A 20461-nucleotide genomic window follows, 5' to 3' on the forward strand; every position below is an offset into this window, starting at 1 on the left:
TAGATTAAATTTAGAAGTGGTACATCTATATATATGTATATTAATACTATTAAAATCTAAAGTATAAGAAAGGATTATAGGTTTCATTTACTAAATAAGCAGTTGAAAGAAATATTAATATTAAATATAGAGGTGGAACAACTATGGCACCCACCATCTTCAATCTTTCTCTTATACTTACAATAACCTTTCTTGGAAGTGGAGTTGAGCAAATTGCTAATACCATAAACAATACTATATTAGTTGATATGTAATATAATGTCTTACTGTCCATTAATAGATGCTTGCCAAAACCAAACATAGTTCCTATGAATCCCATTGCTAAAGATAGGCTTTCAAATTCAAAAAATACCCATCCAACAATAACTATAATAAGAGTATAGATATGTCCTATAAATTTAGGTCTATTCTTAAGCCACTTTAAAAGGAATAACTTCTCTATAGTTACAAAAAATCCAAAATACAATCCCCATAAAATAAAGTTCCAGTTTGCTCCATGCCATAATCCTGTTAAAAACCATACTACAAACAGATTCCTAAGCTGCTTTAGTTGTCCTGTTCTGTTTCCGCCAAGAGGAATATACACATATTCTCTAAACCATGAACCTAATGAAATATGCCACCTACGCCAGAACTCAGTTACACTTTTTGATATGTATGGGTAATTGAAGTTTTCCATAAGATCAAAGCCAAACATTTTCCCAAGGCCCAATGCCATATCAGAATATCCACTAAAATCAAAATAAATTTGGAAGGTAAAGGCAACTATCCCTAGCCATGCAGAAATTACTGTAAGCTCTGCCATAGGAGTTGCTTTCACAGTAGTCCAAAGAAGCCCTATATTATTTGCAAGAAGTACTTTTTTAGAAAGTCCTCTTATAAATAATTCTGCTCCTTCGCCAAACTTATCTAAAGTTTCTTTTCTTTCATCTAATTGCTTAGCAACATCCCCATATTTTACTATAGGGCCTGCAACAAGTTGTGGGAACATAGTAACATAAGCACCAAAAGATATAATGTTTTTTTGCACAGGTACTTTGTCTAAATATACATCAATAGCATAGGACATAGTTTGAAATGTATAGAAAGATATTCCCACAGGAAGTGGAAGAGTTGACGCATTTATACTTAAGTTAAAAATATTATTGATATTATCCACTACAAATCCATAGTATTTAAAGAAACAAAGTATCCCTAAATTTATTACAATGGAGTTTATAAATACCGCTCTAGCAATCCCCTTACGTTCTCTATACTTATCTATAAGTAAACCATTAACGTAGTCAAATACTGTTGAAAATATCATTATTAATATGTACAGAGGCTCTCCCCATGCATAAAACACAAGACTTACTAAAAGTAATACTAAATTCCTAAGAGACTTAGGAGATATATAGTAAATAAAAATAGTTAGTGGTAGAAATAAGAAAATAAAAATTAGACTACTAAATACCAAAGTTTGTCCACCTCCTAAGCAACAGCCTAACTCTCAAATTATTGCTACTTAAGAGCTTCGTCAAATGCACTTTCTATTTTATCAGCATCTTTAGATATTGCTAAAAGAACATAGTTATCTTTAGTTTTTAATACATGTTTTTCTATTAAGAAATATTCATCTGGAAGATAATCTTTAAAACTTTTACCTTGTTCTTCTACTCTTTTTGATAATTTTCCTTTAACACTTTCTACATCATTAGCATCCTTAACTTTAATTACTGCCACTTCATCAGCTTTAAGATTTGTAGGAGCTACATAAAGAACAAAATTCTCAATTTCATCAGCACTTATGTCATATAGCTTTTGAAGTTTGTCATTATCTCCTTCTTTCATTTCATCTAGGTTAACAGCTTGTTTGATTTTTTCTCCTATTTCTACTGCTGAAAGGTTCTTAGCTTCTTCTTTTTTATCGGAACATCCAGTTAAAGCTCCTAGCGCAACGGTACCTACAACCATAGTAATAAGAAATTTTTTGTTGATTTTTTTAAATAGTTTTAACATCTGCTTTAAATCTCCTTTTTCTATATTAAATTTTTAAGCATCTAAAATAATTAGTCAAGGATTCCCAAGATATCTTACGTCTTATTGCATCACTAATTTCTCTAGATAGAATTATATCTAGAGATCCTATTGATGCAGTATGACATAAAATATAGAAAAATAGTGACTACCTATTTTTTTGAAAATACCTAATAATTATTTTACATTATTTTTTATATAATCAAGCCATAACTCATAAAATTGATACTTAGTATGTTTTCCGTCAGGCTCATATAAATCTTTATGTTCTTTTAATAGGGGTGCTATATTAAAATAATTTACTTCTTCTTTTTGTGCCATATTTATTAATGCTTTATTAAATTCATCAACACGAGTGTTTGCAAGTAATGGATCCTCTTTTTGTACTTCTTCATTAATAGGAAGAATAGAATGAATATAAATATTTGCCTTAGGTAATTTTTCCTTAAGCATATGTATAAGATCCGCATAATTCTTTGCAAATTGCTGACCATCTATTCCTGTTTCTAAATCATTCATTCCAAAAAGTATAAATATATTTTCTGGTGATAAACTAGCCACCTTGTCCACATCTTTCTGTGCCTTAATAACAGTATGCCCTTTAGCAGCTATAACACGAGACTCATCTAGAAACTCATAAAAACCTAAACTTTCTGCTATAGAATCTCCCATAAACACAGCATTTTTAAAAAATTCTTTATTATCGATTTCGACTTTTTTAGCTTGATTACTATTGTTTAAAGAAGAATTAGTATTATTATTTTTTTCTTGATTAACTTTATCTATATTTAAGGTATCTTTATCTTTCTTTTTAGAAGTTCCACTTTCTTTAAAATCTTCAATTTTATTATCATTATTTTTATCTATATTAACGTTACTTTTTGCCGATGCGGTATTCTTACCAAAAACACTTTTAAATACATAATTTTTTATAGGTATTGATACAGCAAGTACAACTAAAGTAGTAACGGTTATTGACGTAAAAAATCTCTTTGGATTAACAATTCTTAATTTTCTTCTTTTTCTTCTTCTATATCCTTTCATAATACACCTCTAGTAATCTTTTCTTAGTTAATATATACATTTAAATGTTAAATCATAACATCTATCGACAAATAGTATATAAGAAAATTATATCCCTATTTTTTCTTAAAAGGTTAAGAAAAGGTTAAGAAAAGTTAACAATTTAACTTTATTTATATTTAGTTTAAATTAATATAAAACTCTATGCAACAAAAATACTACATAAGATTTTATGTAGTATTTTCCAATATAATTTGAAATTTAAAATTTCTTAATTAGTTATATTACAATTTTATATTGTAATCTTTTATTCACATTTAATTAATAATAAATTTATGGTATTTAAGGTAAATTTTAAGATATACTTAAACAATATCCTTTTATAAAAAATTTTTAAATACTTATGATAATCCAAAATATTTACATTAGCTTGGTTATATACATTCTTATTATTGATGATAATTTATATACTGTAGTAAATTTTGTCTAAATTGCATATTAATCATAACAATACTAAAATATTATTATTGATTTTACATCTATTTTAAATTAAAATGAAAGGAATTATAAATAACTAATTTTACTACTTAAAACAACAAACTTTAATTTCTACTACAAGCCTCAATATAAATATTCGAATATTCATATTTTGATATCTAATACCCAAATTAAGAGAAATTTAAAATCTTCCACAAATTTAAATTTATAATATTTCTCTAAAAATATGTTAAAAAATAATCTATTAATGTAAAAAATAAAGAAATTATACTTTTATCTTCAAAATAATGAAGGAGGCCATCTATGAAAAATTCTTTAAAGTTCAGTGAAATATTATCTATAGGACTATTATTATTTGCTATTTTTTTCGGTGCAGGAAATATGATTTTTCCACCCGCATTAGGTCAAGCTGCTGGTACTAATACATGGATTGCAATCTTAGGGTTTATTGCAGCAGATGTAGGTCTTTCACTGCTAGCTATAATAGCTGTGGCCCTGGCTGACGGTAACTCTAATAAACTAGCTAGCCGTGTTCATCCTAAATTTGCTAAGTTTTTTATCATTGTTATTTATATGGCAATGGGCCCATTGTGTATTGTTCCAAGGACAGGTGCAGTATCTTATGAGATGAGTGTAATACCTTTACTACCACAGGGTTTTCAAGGTGGGTGGATTGCACGAATTTTATTTACCTTTACATTTTTTATAATTACTTATTTCTTAGCATTAAATCCATCTAAATTAGTAGATCGTATAGGTAAAATATTAACACCTGCTTTACTATTTATGATAGGTATTGTAACTATAACTTCTATAATTTCACCAATAGGCAGTTTTTCAGCTCCAATTGGAGAGTATGCCCATACACCTTTTTTAAAAGGATTTTTAGATGGATATCTAACCTTAGATGCTGTTGGTGCATTAATTGTTGCTATAATCGTTATAAACTCTATTAAAGAACGTGGTGTAAAAGAACCAAAACTAATTGCAAAAAATACAATTTATAGTGGTATAATTGCTTCATTAAGTTTATTAATTGTTTATTTTTCATTGGCATATTTAGGTGCTTCAAGTAGTTCTCTAGGTCAAACAAAAGATGGTGTAACTATACTTACAAATGTTATGAGCCATCTTTTTGGTACAAGCGGTATATTATTATTAGGATTAATTATAACCTTTGCATGCCTAACAACTTCAGTAGGTCTTGTTTCAGCTTTTGGAAATTACTTTGCTGAATTGTCTTCAAAGCTTTCTTATAAGAAAATTATAGGATTAGTTTGTTTATTTAGTTTTATAGTATCTAATTTAGGTTTAAGTGTTATTCTTAAGGTGACTGAACCTCTTCTCCTTATGATATATCCATTAACTATTATTTTAATATTAGTATCATTTATAGATAAATATATTAATTCAAACCCTAAGGTTTATATTGGAGCTATGATATGTGCATTTGTTATAAGTTTTATTCAAGTAATTGAAGGCTTAGGATTTACTTTTTCTCCTCTATATGAAATTGCTCATATGATTCCACTTTATGATGTAGGCATTGGTTGGCTGATACCTAGTATTATTGGTGGTCTTATTGGATTGTTTGTACCTTATAAAAGTGCTAAAGAATTAAATGCTTAATTTATAGTTAAAGCCTTATAAAAGTAAAACTTTTATAAGGCTTTATTTACGTAAAAAATATTACTATAGATGTACAATCTCTAAAATTGTAAAAGTGATACAATCACTTTGGGGCAATATAATTTAGATATATTATCTATTTTCATTATTTTAATTAAATAAATAGGTATTGTTCCTAAGTATACTGCACCTCAGGGAAACCCTAAAGGGCTTCACTACTGTTCCCCTGAGGTAGCAAAAATTAAAATTAATTATCTATTTTTGAAGTAGTGTTCATATTGATATTAAACATTAATTCATCTAAGCTTTTATATTTCCAAATTAAAAAATATACTAAATTTATAACAAAAATTATTATTAAAATCATATTTAAATAAACGTTTATATCAGTAGTAAAACTCTCTTTAAATAGTTCGATTACAATTTTAGTATTGATAAAACTGATAGTATAAGGTAAGAAAAATATGAAATACATCTCTTTTGTTATTAATTTCTTTAACTCTTTCTTTGTTAACCCTATGCTCATTAATCCTTCATATCGATCTCTATCTAAAAGAGTATCATTATAAAACTTAAAATGTATTAAGCTTAACGTCATAAAATAAAGTAATACTGATATAAATCCACCAAAATATATCGTCATATTAGAAGAATTTCGTTGTGCTATATATCTTGATAATCTAGATGTAATATCTATATTATCATCTAATGAGTATTTTTTAATATTATTATATATATCTTCATTAATTTTGCTTAATTGTTCCCAATTTTCTACTTCATATCCAATATAATAAGAAGTCGTGTATTTCTCTTCTAATTCTTTATATAATTCATCAGATATAATATATATGTCTCCAATTGGTAAGCTGTAATCAATATTGCTTCTTATAATATCAGTAGTTTTTAATTCTATATCATCTATATAAATATGAGATTCATTTGTATTATTTTTATCAATAAATTGTATCCCCCTATTTATAAGAACTATTTCATTTTTCTTTAAAGAAACTTCAGTTTTATCTTTCGATATTAAAAGAGAGTTATAATCGCTATTTTTTATAAAGATTATATTGTTCTCTCCATTTGTCATCAAAAGCTTAAATTCATCTTTAACATATTTAAATTTTTTATTATTAAGTATATTTTCTATAGATTTTTGGACATTCTCATAATTAGTATTATCTTTTAAAACTATACTATATGTGTAAGGTACTGCTATCTTCAATTCTTTTTTTAATATATTTATTTCTATATAAGCTAAGCTTAATAATACGAATGAAAAAGTTAACAAAAATGTGCTTAAGATTATTAGAGAGATCATATTATTTATTTTTCTTGTTATACCAGATAAAAATAACATATTACTCTTATTTAAGTATATTATCTTTATATCTTTTATAAAATTTAAACATATTAATAAAATATTTTTTAAGAATATATAGTTTATCAATATTAACAAGATAAATTTTATAAAAAATATATTCGTATCTTCCTGAATAAAATTATTAATATATATAATTATTGATAATATTAAAAAAAACATTAAAATACTAAATATTTTATAGAATTTTGTTTTTTCTTTATTGCTATAATGAAGAAATAATAACGAATAAGGTGTAGATTTTATTATCTTTCTTGACGCAATAAAAGGAATTATAGTAAAGAGTATCCCATATCTAATTACTACTTCCTTAATTACCTTTATAGAAAAATAAAAATTCATCTCAGGTCCTTCTAGCATTGATGAAAATATTATAAGAAAAAACTTAGAAAAAATTATACCAAAAATTATTCCTAGTAATATAGATAATCCACCAATAATAATATTTTCAATAATAATTATTTTATAAAAGGCTCTTTTATCCATTCCAATGGTCTTAAATATTCCGAATTCTTTTTTTCTTAAAAGCATAAAATTCTTTAATGAATATAGCACAAAAAATATAGAAATAATAAACAATGCTTCTCTAAAGCTCAGTATTTCATCTTTTACTATTCGATACTGTTTTTCATACATTTTAGGATGATTTAATATGATAGAAAATATAAAATAGGCAAAAACTGAAGAGGTACTAGTTATTAAATAATATATATACTTTTTTAAATTTCTAAAAGTATTTTTAAGTAATATCTCTTCAAATTTCATAGATTTTTCCTCCAAGGAAAGATATAACATCTAAAATGCTTTTATAGAAGTCTTTTTTACTATCTCCACTGTATATTTCATTATAGATTTCTCCATCTCTAAGAAATACTACCCTTTCACTAAAACTCGCCACATAAGGATCATGAGTAACCATAAATATAGTTGTTTTAAGCTCCTTATTTATTTTTTCAAATAACTTCATTATATTTTGTGAAGTATTAAAATCTAATTTTCCTGTACCTTCATCTACAAATATCATCATAGGATCATTTATAAGTGCTCTTGCTATAGCAACTTTTTGTTTCTCCCCGCCGGATAGATTTATAATACTTTTTTTTAGAATTTTTTCAATGCCTAAAATCTCCGAATTCCTTAATAGCTTTTCTTTAATAAACTTTTGTTTTTTCCCTTCTAGTACTAGTGGCAATATTATATTATCTTCAACATTTAATTCTTCTAATAATTTAAAATCTTGAAAAACAAATCCTAAATTTCTTCTTCTAGCAAGAATTAGCTCTTCATCTTTTTTAAATTTAATATAACTACCATTAATCTTCACTTTTCCAGCTGAAGGTTCTAAAACTGTTGATGCAATTTTTAACAAAGTGCTTTTCCCACTTCCAGATGGCCCCATAACAGTTAAAAAATCACCCTTTTCAATAGATAAATTTATATTTTTTAAAGCTATTATTCCTTCACCATATACTTTATATATTTCTTTTAATTCAAGCAAATTCATATTATAACCTCTAAACATTTTTAATTACAACCTTAATTTTTGTACCTATACCTTCTTCAGATTCAACATATATTTGATGACCAAGCTTATCACAAACTTCTTTTACTAAATATAATCCCATACCTGTTGATTCTCCATATTTTCTTCCAGTCTCACCGGTGTAAAAAGCTTCAAAAACTCGTCTAATATCTTTTTTAGATATACCTATACCGTTATCTTCTACTTCAATTATAGTATTATTCTCATCTCTAAACCCTCTAATATCCACATATTTACCCTTATTTTTAGAGTATTTTATGGAATTAGTTATAAGTTGTTCCATTATAAATAATATCCACTTTCTATCACTATTAATAATAAGATTATCTTCTACATTAACTCTTGGAAACACACCATTTTTTATAAATAATCTCTTAAGAAATATAACTTCTTCATTAATAGCTTCTTTTAGAGAAAAATTGCTAATATTAAAATCATGCTCAAAGTTATCTAATCTAGCATTGTAAAGGGCTAGCTTTAATCCTCTTTCAAGTTTATCAACTTCACCTTTTATATTCTCAACTACTTCTTCTTCATCATGTTCTTGTATATAAAGTTTTATTACAGATAATGGCGTTTTCATATGATGTACCCATTGATTTATGAAAGAAAGGTGTTCTTCTTGTTTTTTTAGTTGAATATGAACCTCTTGTTGATAAAAACCATAAAGCTCTTCACAAAGTTTATTCATACTTCTACCCAAAGAAGAATCTCCAAACTCCCCTAATACTTCCTCAAAGCTGTCATATTTATTATCTAAATTTTTATAAATCAGCTTATTTTTATAATATCTATGAATTAAATAACATATTAAAAGAAAGGAACTTAAAAGGATAAAATATATTAAATTTGGTATACTATTTAATCCCCCAAAAATAAAATATATAGTTAAAAGAGCAATAAAGTTCATTAAATAAAGTATTATTAGACCCATATGCTCTCTCAAAAATAGTCTCATTAATTATTTCCTCCAAGTAACATTTATTTTATATCCTGAACCTCTTAATGTTTCTATCCCATCTTCTATTCCTAGCTCTAAAAGTCTTTTTCTAGCTCTAGTTATATTTACATTGAGGGTATTATCATCAACAAAGCTCTCATCATCCCATAATTTTTCTAAAAGTGTTTCTCTAGTTGCAACTTTGGGATATTTTCTTATTAATGTATCTAAAAGTTCCGTTTCTTTTTTGCTCAAAACTATACTCTTATCATTAAAATGAAGTTCAGACCTTTCAGGATATAATATTAATCCTTCAAGTTCTACAATCCTTTCATTAGCTGGCGATGAATATTCTCCATAAACTCTTCTTAAATTACCCTTTATCTTGGCAAGAACTACTTCATAATAAAAAGGCTTAGTTATATAATCATCAGCACCACTTTCTATTGCCATAACTTGATTCATTTCACTATCTCTTGCAGATATAAATATTATGGGACATAATGATATTTGTCTTATTTTAGTGCACCAATAATATCCGTCAAACTTAGGTAAATTTACATCTAAAAGTACTAAACTAGGACTTTCTTCTTTAAACATCTCCAATATATCATCAAAATCTTCTGCTATGATTACTTCATAACCATATCTTTCTATATATTCAGCAAGTAACCTTGCAATATTGTTATCATCCTCAACAATCATTATTTTATAATTCATTAAAATTGCTCCTTTCTTTATGATTTATTTTAATTATAGTATAAAACTTTTCTACTTTTAAGATTAGCTATTAATAACTATTTTATAATAATATCTAAAAACTAATATACATAGAATACCTTAAAAATTAATGTATAGCTTAATATAGCCACTCCCTTAAACATTTCAATTCACAACTTAAGATAATGCACAACTTTAAGAAGGAAATTAATTTATTGCTTACATATTACTTTCTTAACTCTGGATATAAAAATTTATACATCTTTACTCTTTGATCTATTCTTTCACCATAATATTTTCTTGCATAATCAATCATCTCTTTGTCTTCTTTACCATTTCTTATAATCCAATTAGCCATCATTTCATCATAATTTTTATCTGCATAACTTTGAGATATATACCATGTTCCAAGCTTAATATTTGTATCATTCTTAGCAACTTGTTCCTTTTTATATAAATTTTCTCCCATTTCCTTTGCAATTTTTATACCAGCTTCATCTGTAATCTTCATTAATCCTGAAGGTTTTCCCTCTACATATTCAACTGCCTCGAAATTAGTTTCAAAATGAATCACTGCTGCAATTAATATTGGATCTACGTTGTATTTCTCTCCATATTTTTCGATTATGTCTTTATTATTTAATGGATAAATCATAGTTCTAGCAAATACTATCATTCCTATTATTAACGTTACTAACCCTACTATGAGTACTCCAAACTTTTTCATATTCATCTACCTCCCTGCTCCACTTAACCCCTTAACTTTTAAAGCATATTAACTATATATAGATAAGTTACCTTAAAAATTAATTTATAGCTGAATATAACTATACCCTTAAGTACCTCAATTCACAATTATAGTGGAAATTAGTTTTAATCAAACTAATTTCTTTAATAAATTTTTTGATAAAAGTGACTGTGTCACGTGAAAAGAAATCAATTGAAAGAAGCTATTTCTGAATACAAGCCCCTGTCAGTCTTATATGTCTCCATGAAATCTTTATACTGATTTATATGATTCAAGAACCTTGGTTCTATCTGTGAAAAGTCTAATTCTACTATTAGCTTCCCTTCAGGGGCAACTATTATTTTTCTTGCATCATATGGAAAGTTTTGCAGGTTGGGCTTATTGGATGCAAATCTGGCCGTAACGGTATCACATTGATTAAAACTTCCATGAAGCCTTTTATCTTTATATATTTTTTGTGGAAGCAGTTCTATATAAGTAGATATCAATGTATATATCTTTCTATATTCCTGCAAATCCTTAATATATGAAACCTGTGGAACTGTTTTTTCATATTTATGAACAATAGCGGCTAATGTGTCAACACTTACGCTGCCATTGGAAGTATCTTTAATCTCCCAATAGTTATAAATTAAGCCACCTAGCTGATGATTAGAATTAACCAAATCCTACCTTAATCCTGCCCTCTAATTCCTGTATTTGCTCAGTAAGTTCCCTTTTATATTGTTCAGCAAATTCTAAATCTATTAAAAAACCTTCCTTTTCCATAGCAATGCACCTTCTGTTATAGGTAATTCTATGTCAAAATAATTTTTTTTAATTGAGGAATCCTTTCAAATTGCTACATGATCCAACAGTAAATTTAATTCTTGTTTGTGATATTCTATTTATAAAAGTTTTATTTGCAATATTTTAATTACATAAATTCAAAAATTTTTGAATTTAAAGAAGGAATATAACTCCAAATAGCGAATTACTTGTAAATATAGAAGTTTTTTGTAAAAAAATAAATTATAAAGGGGGAAAAATTTATGAAAAACTTTAAAAAAATTATATCTTTTATGCTAGTAGCATTTTTTACAATGTTTACTATCGCACCTAAGGCTTTTGCATCTGAAGGAAATGATTGTACTAGTACAGTTATAGAAGATAATGAATTTCAACGTATTGTAAAAGCATCAGATTCAACTGGGGAATATACAGCTACTTATAACAAACTAACAGGCAATATAATTGTTGTAGATGATAATAATGAAAAAATTGTAGATACTATAGCTACTGTAAGCGTAGAAAATGGTAGGTTGCGCCCTCTATTAGGTAGTGATATTGGTGGAGGCGGCGGAGGTGCTGAACTTGCCCATTCTAGGAGTGATATAAATCATAGATATTTTTATGCTAAATACACCAGTGGAATGTGGAGTTTAAAAGTACCTAATGGTTCCAAAACTGTAATGCAAAATTCAAGTAATTCTTCTGCTCTTATGGGATTTAGAAATGCAGTTATCGATATGGAAGCAGCTCAACTTGCAATAATGGCAGCAGGAACTGCTACTATGTTAGCAACTGTAACTGCTAACTTATTCAAAGCTCCATACGAAAAGGGAAAAGCAGCAGTAATTGCATTCTTTGGAGGTTTAGGTGTTCTTGCATCAGCAGGAGTAAACGCAATTCCATACTATAAGGCTACTATAAATGCTAACGACTATTATGATGAAGCTAAATAGCATATAGATTTGTTTATGTTTACTAAAGTTTTAGTAATAGAAGCTGTAGTAGTGTTTATATCTTCTGTTGCATGTTGTATAAAAAACAGAAAAACAAAATATTTTTTTCTTCTTATATGGTTAGCTATACTTTTAAATTTAGGCATGTTATTTTTAGTGGGGTTGTCCCTTATGTAGAAATTTTTTAAAAAAGCAAGGAATTGTTTAAGAATTAGTTTTAAACTAATAAAAACAATTCCTTACTTTTTCAACTAATCCCTCACTTCATAACCATTGCACAAAACAATAAAATAAATTTTCTACTCATTGAAATTTCCTTTAATCCAATCTCAACAAATACAAAATTTAGAGCTGTTGTAAGTAGCCATATCATCACTAATGTAATTGCTCCTGCAAAAACAACTGTAATTAGTATGGTACACATATTAATTAGAAATTCCCCCATATTTTTTACTCCCTTATTTACGTAATGCTTTATATAAACACAGCTCAGCACCTTTTTCTGAGTCAAACGTATCTTCAGGATGGCATTTTGATATGCTCTCAACCTTTAAAACTGTTCCTTTTCTGTTTTTAATTGTAAAAATACAAATTACACAATTATTATTTACTATTAACTTATGTAAACCTCATTCTATAGGGATTTTTCTGAGTATCTTACCCACAAAATTTGGAATAGCTTCTTTAAATTCTAAGTAATTATTTAGGATCCTAACTTCTGCCTTTTCCTCTATAATTTTTTCAATTACTCTTTTATCTCACGAGAATCCATAAACATCTTCTTTCAGTGTTACACATTTTTCAAAAACACCATCAATTGTAACAATCTTTCCTAAATGTTCTTCCATTGACCCAATAAATTCTAACAATGTTCTGTTGCTAGGAACTTCATCCACAATTTTCACCAGTTGTCCAGCTTTTAGTTCTGTCATAATATAATTGCTTCCATATGTGTATAATTTATTTACATATATTTAGGTACTGCCTATTCTTTAAAATGTGACACACAGGATAAAAAAGTCATGACCACCTGTAAAACGGGTGACTTGCTTTAGCCCTATAAGAGCGTGTTACTGGCTGTGCTACCCGCACATTCAACTATATAACTTATACAAAACTCCCCTAGTGCCATTAAAATAGCTATTTTTTCTACGATTATATTAGCTTCTATTCTAAATCAAATACTTTATTCATTGCTCAAAATAGTGCTTTTTAACTTATTAGTTTATCTATTTTAATACTTTAGCTTCTTATAATAAATTTTATTTATTTACAAAATCAGCATTTTCTGCTCACCGTTAAAAGCTCTCTGGAACTACAGGTATAACCTGTGGCATTCATAATACGAAATAAATATAGCCGTAGAGTAAGTTCTACGGCTGCTTAATTATCTAATATCCTGCTTTGTATAATAAACTATTCCAATTGCTCCTGGGCCAACATGAACTCCTATTACTGGTCCTATGTCGCATATTTCAACCTTTAAACCAAAGATGTCTTTTATCTTATTACTTAATTCAATTGCCTCATTAAAGCAATTGATATGATGAATAACTACTTCCCCTAATCCATATTTATTAGTATCTTCTAACATTTTCTCCAACATTGTTGTTACAGCTTTCTTTTTGGTTCTAACTTTTGTATATATTGTTGTTTTTCCTTCTTCAACCGTCAAAATAGGGATTATTTTAAGTAAATTCCCGATTAGGGCACTTGCTCCTCCAATTCTCCCACCTTTTTTTAAATATTCAAGATTATCTGGTATAAATAAAAACCTACTTCTCTTTAGGTTTTCTTCAGCAATTCTCTTAACTTCTTTTAATTCCTTCCCTTCCTTTGATGCTCTTGCAGCTAAAATAGCCGCAAATCCAAGTTGCATACAATTAGAACGAGAATCTAATATTTCTATTTTTGCACTTTCGTATTCTTCTAAAATCATATTTTTTACTATATGAGCCGTTGAGTATGTCCCACTCATCTCTGAAGATAAAAATATACACAGAATGTTATCACCATTCTCTACAATATATTTCATAGCATCATATAACTCTTCAATAGAAGGCTGAGAAGAAGTAGGTATTCCTTCCTTCTCCATCTTTTTATAAAAGTTTTCATTACTTATATCAGATTCTTTAAAGTTATCATTTTCAAATATAACATTTAAAGATATAGTTTTTATATCTAATTCTTCTTTAATATTTTTATCAATATAGCTTGTGCTATCAGTTAAAATTTTTACCGCCATAATTTTCTCCTCAATCATTAAATTACTATTTGCCGCCAATTTATATAGCTAATATTTAAATTGTTTCAAGGCATCTAAAAAATTAACTAATCAAAGATTATAAAGATGCCTTATTGTAAATTTATATTTATTATTAAATTTTAGTTACTTTGTAAATAAGTATATATACTTATTTGAGTTATTGAAACCCTATAGACAAATTTTAAAACTTTTTATTTATAAAGTCTTTATATATTTCTATATTTAATAAGTTTTTCACTTTACATATTAATTTATTCAAATTAAAAAGTCTTAACTCTATATTAACAACTATAACAGCTTTAATGCTTATTTGCTTCAATTTTTCTTAACTTTCTATATATTTTTTATTTAGTCACCTTAAATATTTTAATTATTGGTAATTATCCTTACTTGTTCCAAAATATTTTTTTATAATAATTTTCTTATTAGAAAAAATCTTATATATCAAAATAAGGAGTAGAAGCTATAGCTTCTACTCCTTATTTTATCTTAACCAAATAAAACTCTGTCACTTAATGATTCTTCACTTTGAAGATCATCAAAATGAGAAAGTAATTTATTTACTGTTAATTCTTTTTTCTCATCTTTACATACATCTAAAACTATATTGCCCTGATGCATCATTATTAATCTATTTCCCATACTTATGGCATGATTTAAATTATGAGTTACCATTAAAGTTGTAATTTTATGTTCTTTTATAATTTCATCAGTAATCTCATTAATTCTTTCTGATGTCTTAGGATCTAATGCCGCTGTATGCTCATCTAAAAGCAATATTTGAGGTTTGCTCATTACAGCCATAAGTAGTGAAAGTGCTTGTCGTTGTCCACCAGATAATAATCCAACCTTAATATTTATTTTATTTTCAAGACCTAAATCTAATTTACATAACATTTCCTGAAAAAAGTCTATATTTTTTTTAGATATACCATTAGTTAAATTAAATGTATTTCCTTTATTTTGTGCCATAGACATATTTTCTAAAATTGTCATATTAGGTGCTACCCCTGATGATGGATTTTGAAATACCCTTCCTATAACTTTGGAACGTTTATATTCAGGCATAGTAGATATATCTTTATCATCTAGGACAATAGTACCATCATCCAGTGCTATTGCTCCTGATATTATATTCATAAGAGTAGATTTTCCTGCTCCATTACTTCCTATTATAGTTATAAAATCTTCTTTTTCCACATTAAGATTGAATTTATTAAATATAACTTTTTCATTTACTGTATTACTATTAAAAACTTTATATAAATTATTTATCTGTAACAAGAACCTCACCTCCTGTTGCTGCTTTTTTTCTAATTTTAAAACTAAAATTTTTATTATTTAATGATAATGCTATAACTACTATAATTACTGTTACAAGTTTTAAATCCGTAGGCTGAAAGCCTAGCTCTAAGGCAATAGCTATTATAGCCTTATATATTACTGAGCCTAATATAGCCATAGTAGTTCCTTTTACTATATTAACTTTTTTAAGTATCGATTCTCCAATTATAACAGCAGCAAGTCCCATTACTACAATACCAGTTCCCATACCCACATCTGCAAATCCCTGATATTGAGCCATTATAGCCCCAGACAATGCAACTAGTCCATTAGAAATCAAAAGTCCTACTATCTTAATCATGTCCTTATTAACTCCTAGAGAAGTTACCAATTGCTCATTATCTCCTGTAGCTTTAAGAATAAAGCCTAGCTTAGTTTTCAAAAATAAATCTAATATAATCTTTGAAGCTAATGCAAAGATAGCGATTATGATTATAGGATTAGAAATTGATGTGAAAATAGTGTCTTTCCCAAATAGAGGAATATTAGATTTTCCCATTATCCTTAAATTTATTGAATATAATGCTATCATCACAAGAATTCCTGACAAAAGGTTAGTTATCTTCAGTTTTACATGAAGTAATCCTGTTATGACTCCTCCTATACCTCCTGATATGAAAGCTAATAAGCATGCTATAAATGGATTTATACCATTCATAAGACAAACTGCTGCAATGGATGCACCTAATGGAAAGGTTCCTTCTACTGAAAGGTCAGGAAAATCTAGTATTCTATAAGTTATATAGACACCGATAGCCATTATAGAAAATATTAATCCTTGCTCTAATATATTTATCAATAGTCCCATCTAATTAACACCTCCTGTAACCTTCTCAGCTTTATCATCTAAATCATTAGGAATAGTGATATTTAGCTTTTTGGCTGCATCAGTATTAATTATTAACTGCATTTCATCTAAGGTCACTATAGGAATGTCTTTAGGATCTTTTCCATTGATTATATCAACAGCCATAAGTCCTGTTTGAAACCCAAGTTTATAGTAGTCAATACCATTAGTTGCTAATGCACCAGACTCAACATGTGCTTTTTCTGCACCTATTATTGGAATATTATTTTTAAAACATTGAGCAGAAATTAATGGCATTGATGATGCTACTATATTATCTGTAGGAGTGTATAACACATCAACTTTCCCAAATAGAGAATTTAGTGCTTGTGGCACATCATTAACATTAGTTATTCCTGCTGTTACAATTTCTAACCCAAATTGAGGTGCTGCATTTTTAGCATTATTTACTTGAATTTCTGAATTTTTTTCACTGGTATTATATAAAATACCTACTTTTTTAGCTTCCGGTAAAATTTTCTTTAGAAGTTCAAACTGTTTATCAATTGAAACATAATCTGAGGTACCTGTAACATTTGTTTCAGGTTCTTTTATAGACTTAACGAGGCCAGCCTCTACTGGATCTGTAACTGCTGTTACCAAAATTGGTATATCTTTTGTTGTATTGTAGGCTGCTTGAGCTGCAGGTGTTGCTATAGCCATTATCATATCCATTTTTTGAGATACAAATTTTTGTGCTATAGTTTGAGTTGTAGGAATATCTCCTTGGGCATTTTGAAAATCAAATGTTATATTTTTATCTTCTTCAAAGCCCTTTGATTTTAAACCATCAATAAATCCCTTTCTTGTAGCATCTAGTCCTGGATGCTCAATTAATTGTGAAATACCGATTTTAATTTCTTTATTATCATTGGAATGTGTTTTATTAGAATTTGCACATCCTCCTAAAATAGCCGCAGTTAATAACACTGCAAAAACGCTTTTTAATCTTTTTGCTACCATACTACCATCCTCCAAAATATTTATAGTTATAAAACAAAAAACTCCCCTATAGGAGAGTTATATAACAAAAAAACATAGACTCATTTTAATATCTCCTACAAAACTACCATTTTACCTAATTAAAATCTACTACACATAATGATATTTAATTTTAGTTAACCTTCTAAATACTACTTTAAAACTACAAAACTACTATTCTACTACATAAGCCAAAAAATTGACTTGTTAATATTTTATGTCTATTTCTTTAAGTTGTCAATATTATTTTTTTTACATATTAGGAATTGAACGGTGTCCTATTCCTATTACAACTTCATTTAAATGAAGCAACCCTATGCTCATAAATATACATACACTTAAATGTTCTCCATATCTTGCTATTCCAATTTTTCCACCAACATTAAGCCCATTGGCCTTTGCTGCAACTTGCATAATTGCTTCTCTTGTTGCACCTACCACTGCACCATCATGGACATGACAATCTTCTATTATTCCATTTCTTTTTGAAGCAACTAATGCTCTTTCTATTATTTTAGGAATAGAACTATTAATATTTCCACCAACATCTACTGCTACTGTCAAAATTCCTTTTTGCCTTAGCTCAGCTTCTAATGCTTTTTCTTCTTCTCTAGAAGATATAGCAAGTTTCAAAGCAATTTTTGCTACATCTATACTATCTATAGCCATAATATTTCACCTCAAATTTATTATTATACAAAACATTATAAACTAATTCATCAGGTAGTTAAATAAAATTCTTATTACGAATTAATACTTTACCTTTATTACAATTCAAATAAAAACAAAAGTAACTTTATGCAAAGCTAATTAATGACCTTCATATAAAGTTACTTTTATAAAGAATTATATTTTTATTTTTTTTACTATACCTTCATATAGATAATCTAAATACTCTGTGTCTACATCTTCATCTTTTAATGTATTTATCCTATTTTTAGCTTTGTCTAACACTTCTTTTGCTTCAGCAAAATCCTTTTGTTTTATACATCTACTTGCATATTCTAATAAATAATCAACTTTTAAAACCAACTCTGCTAAATCTTCTCTTTTATCATTAACTAATTTAACTAATAAATAATATATCTTTGGAGAAGAATTTGCCTTAGAATTACTTAAAAGTTCATTATTCTTACTATTTTTTTTAGACATTTTCTTACACCTCTTCATATTTTCTTAGTTATATATTTCCCATTTATAAATAATTAATTGATGTTATAAAAAATATTATAATTAATAAAAATTCTAATATTTTATTTAAAGAGTTTTATAGAAAAGCTAATATATATTCTAGCAGATGTAATAATTGGAACCTTTTATCTATTTCTTAGTTTTAAAATACTTATATACATTCATAAAAATATTTATTTTTTAAATTAGTGTTTTACAAACTTTATTTCTGGATAGCGGTTTGCTATCTTCTCTAGCATAGTAGATCCATCACCTTTAACATATTTATCAAAAAATGAAAGGCTTACATCATTAACCACATGATGAATATATTTTAAATCTTCACCTTTCGTTTTAAATACTGATGTAAATTGATTAAGATCAGTGTAGCTCATGTGATCTGTATTAGGAATAGTAAGAGAGTATACGCCTCCAGTCATAGCAACTTGTCTTCGTCTGGCTAATTCACCCCATATGTTGTTATATATATCACTGTTTAAACTAGGCTGCTCTTTTGCAGCATTCATATAATCTTCACTTTCCTGCGCATCCATTATCATGAATGGTTTGCCAATGCCTTTTTTGGGTACTGACTTTCCAAACAGACCACCATCCATATTAATGCCAGCCTTAACTCTATTATCTTCAAGTAACATATGCATGGTATTCGCCCCTCCATAGGAATGACCAAGCATACCTATACGGCTCATGTCAATAAGCCCACCAAAACCATTATCTGAATTATCTTTGTTTAATTCTTCTAATTTATCTAAGCCAAATTTTGCATCTTCAGTCCATAATTGCATATGCTCATCTAATAAGTATACCCCATCTTCTAATTGAGTTTTAACAGGAGCAACACGTCCATCAGGAAACACAGTAGCCGCTGCATCATAGGTATGATCAATAGCAGCAACAATATAGCCATGACTTGCTAACTCCTCCACCTGAAAAGTGTTTTGGTTACAATATAGATTCATACCATGAGAAAATATTAATAATGGCCATGCTTTCTCTTCTTTTGATATCAATGCACCCTGATGAGAATTGGTCTTAAGTTGTCCTAAATGATCCAAAGCAAATACAGGATAAGATAAACCAATAGCTAATTCCCTAGGATTTTTAATATACGGTGCTAAAGGCTCATTGCTTCCAGCCTTTGCAGGATACCAAATCTGTACCATCAACTCTCGATGATCATTTGGATCTTCTGTATAGTTTTCAGGTCGTTTATAATCAATAAAATGAAATGTCTTTGTTCCTAACTCATACGGTCCTGTAGGTTTAGCAAATGAAAACATTGGCATAATAAGTGGTAGCCCAACTGCAACTATAAAGTATATTCCTATAAGGAATCCCTTAAATATGCGAGCACCCTTTGAAGCTGACACTGTATATTTACGGGGAAATATAAAAATTTGTAGTAACAATATGACTAGCACTAAGTATGCAGGAATCATTTGCTATCTATATCCTTCTATCATTAATTGTAGAGTTGTAACCACAGCAGAAATTCCTAGCAAAATTACATTATTACGAGTAGCACCTCTTTCGAACATCAAAACCCGACCTAAGATTAAAAAATTTAATAAAATAATAATTAATTCCATAACCCTCATAACATTTCTCTC

22 protein-coding genes are annotated in these 20461 nt (G+C 27.8%); 3 read left to right on the top strand and 19 right to left on the bottom strand.

The window, feature by feature from the left end; genetic code table 11:
• Positions 1–49 precede the first annotated feature (49 nt).
• The 3 genes from B3603_RS06915 to B3603_RS06925 all read right to left on the bottom strand — a co-directional run bounded on the left by B3603_RS06915 (position 50) and on the right by B3603_RS06925 (position 3060).
• Positions 50–1456 (bottom strand): MBOAT family O-acyltransferase, encoded by a 1407-nt coding sequence (locus B3603_RS06915; protein WP_291562414.1) that lies wholly within the window; start codon positions 1454–1456, stop codon positions 50–52.
• Positions 1457–1500: 44 nt separating this feature from the next.
• Positions 1501–1998: a DUF4358 domain-containing protein gene (locus B3603_RS06920; protein ID WP_291562417.1), complete on the bottom strand. Its 498-nt coding sequence runs from the start codon at positions 1996–1998 to the stop codon at positions 1501–1503.
• Positions 1999–2193: 195 nt separating this feature from the next.
• Entirely contained in the window at positions 2194–3060 is an 867-nt protein-coding gene (locus tag B3603_RS06925) for a GDSL-type esterase/lipase family protein (RefSeq protein WP_291562420.1), read from the bottom strand.
• Positions 3061–3840: 780 nt separating this feature from the next.
• Between B3603_RS06925 and brnQ the strand changes: the two genes are divergently transcribed.
• Positions 3841–5166 (top strand): branched-chain amino acid transport system II carrier protein, encoded by a 1326-nt coding sequence (gene brnQ / locus B3603_RS06930; RefSeq protein ID WP_291562423.1) that lies wholly within the window; start codon positions 3841–3843, stop codon positions 5164–5166.
• A 247-nt stretch (positions 5167–5413) separates the two neighbouring features.
• Here brnQ and B3603_RS06935 read toward each other — a convergent pair whose 3' ends face one another.
• From B3603_RS06935 to B3603_RS06960, 6 genes are all read right to left on the bottom strand, one after another.
• The gene (locus B3603_RS06935) at positions 5414–7312 is read right to left on the bottom strand and encodes an FtsX-like permease family protein (protein WP_291562427.1); all 1899 of its coding nucleotides are present in this window, start codon (positions 7310–7312) and stop codon (positions 5414–5416) included.
• Positions 7302–8051, bottom strand: coding sequence for an ABC transporter ATP-binding protein (locus B3603_RS06940; RefSeq protein ID WP_291562429.1), 750 nt, complete (start codon positions 8049–8051; stop codon positions 7302–7304). The genes B3603_RS06935 and B3603_RS06940 overlap by 11 nt, the downstream gene beginning before the upstream one ends.
• 10 nt (positions 8052–8061) lie before the next feature.
• A complete protein-coding gene (locus B3603_RS06945; protein WP_291562432.1) occupies positions 8062–9048 on the bottom strand; it encodes a sensor histidine kinase in 987 nt (328 codons plus the stop codon).
• Positions 9049–9051: 3 nt separating this feature from the next.
• Positions 9052–9750 (bottom strand): response regulator transcription factor, encoded by a 699-nt coding sequence (locus B3603_RS06950; protein ID WP_291562435.1) that lies wholly within the window; start codon positions 9748–9750, stop codon positions 9052–9054.
• Between the two features lie 226 nt (positions 9751–9976).
• Complete coding sequence (locus B3603_RS06955) at positions 9977–10477, bottom strand: transglycosylase SLT domain-containing protein (RefSeq protein WP_291562438.1); 501 nt, start codon at positions 10475–10477, stop codon at positions 9977–9979.
• 209 nt (positions 10478–10686) lie between these two features.
• Positions 10687–11163, bottom strand: a complete 477-nt coding sequence (locus B3603_RS06960) for a DNA polymerase (protein ID WP_291562441.1) — start codon at positions 11161–11163, stop codon at positions 10687–10689.
• A gap of 366 nt (positions 11164–11529) precedes the next feature.
• Here B3603_RS06960 and B3603_RS06965 point away from each other — a divergent pair, with 366 nt between their 5' ends.
• Together B3603_RS06965 and B3603_RS06970 are read left to right on the top strand one after the other, a co-directional pair.
• Positions 11530–12222, top strand: coding sequence for a geobacillin-26 family protein (locus B3603_RS06965; RefSeq protein WP_291562444.1), 693 nt, complete (start codon positions 11530–11532; stop codon positions 12220–12222).
• 15 nt (positions 12223–12237) lie between these two features.
• Positions 12238–12399: a hypothetical protein gene (locus tag B3603_RS06970; protein ID WP_291562446.1), complete on the top strand. Its 162-nt coding sequence runs from the start codon at positions 12238–12240 to the stop codon at positions 12397–12399.
• Positions 12400–12481: 82 nt separating this feature from the next.
• Here the strand turns inward: B3603_RS06970 and B3603_RS06975 are convergent, their stop codons facing one another.
• From B3603_RS06975 to B3603_RS07020, 10 genes are all read right to left on the bottom strand, one after another.
• Entirely contained in the window at positions 12482–12667 is a 186-nt protein-coding gene (locus B3603_RS06975) for a hypothetical protein (protein WP_291562449.1), read from the bottom strand.
• A 313-nt stretch (positions 12668–12980) separates the two neighbouring features.
• Positions 12981–13154, bottom strand: a complete 174-nt coding sequence (locus tag B3603_RS06980; protein WP_291562452.1) for a hypothetical protein — start codon at positions 13152–13154, stop codon at positions 12981–12983.
• Positions 13155–13609: 455 nt separating this feature from the next.
• Entirely contained in the window at positions 13610–14467 is an 858-nt protein-coding gene (locus tag B3603_RS06985; protein WP_291562455.1) for a DegV family protein, read from the bottom strand.
• A gap of 510 nt (positions 14468–14977) precedes the next feature.
• Positions 14978–15772 carry an ABC transporter ATP-binding protein gene (locus B3603_RS06990; protein ID WP_291562457.1) on the bottom strand — a complete coding sequence of 265 codons (795 nt, stop codon included), beginning with the start codon at positions 15770–15772 and terminating at the stop codon, positions 14978–14980.
• Positions 15756–16640: an ABC transporter permease gene (locus B3603_RS06995; protein ID WP_291562460.1), complete on the bottom strand. Its 885-nt coding sequence runs from the start codon at positions 16638–16640 to the stop codon at positions 15756–15758. The genes B3603_RS06990 and B3603_RS06995 overlap by 17 nt, the downstream gene beginning before the upstream one ends.
• Complete coding sequence (locus tag B3603_RS07000; protein WP_291562463.1) at positions 16641–17642, bottom strand: ABC transporter substrate-binding protein; 1002 nt, start codon at positions 17640–17642, stop codon at positions 16641–16643.
• Positions 17643–17912: 270 nt separating this feature from the next.
• Positions 17913–18329: a HutP family protein gene (locus B3603_RS07005; RefSeq protein WP_291562465.1), complete on the bottom strand. Its 417-nt coding sequence runs from the start codon at positions 18327–18329 to the stop codon at positions 17913–17915.
• 177 nt (positions 18330–18506) lie between these two features.
• Complete coding sequence (locus tag B3603_RS07010; RefSeq protein WP_291562468.1) at positions 18507–18812, bottom strand: hypothetical protein; 306 nt, start codon at positions 18810–18812, stop codon at positions 18507–18509.
• Between the two features lie 224 nt (positions 18813–19036).
• Complete coding sequence (locus B3603_RS07015) at positions 19037–20221, bottom strand: isoform II (RefSeq protein WP_291562471.1); 1185 nt, start codon at positions 20219–20221, stop codon at positions 19037–19039.
• 72 nt (positions 20222–20293) lie between these two features.
• Complete coding sequence (locus B3603_RS07020) at positions 20294–20449, bottom strand: hypothetical protein (RefSeq protein WP_291562474.1); 156 nt, start codon at positions 20447–20449, stop codon at positions 20294–20296.
• Positions 20450–20461 lie beyond the last annotated feature (12 nt).

Source organism: Clostridium sp. UBA2485, assembly GCF_002341865.1.
In the GTDB taxonomy this organism is placed as follows: Bacteria; Bacillota; Clostridia; order Clostridiales; family Clostridiaceae; genus Clostridium_J.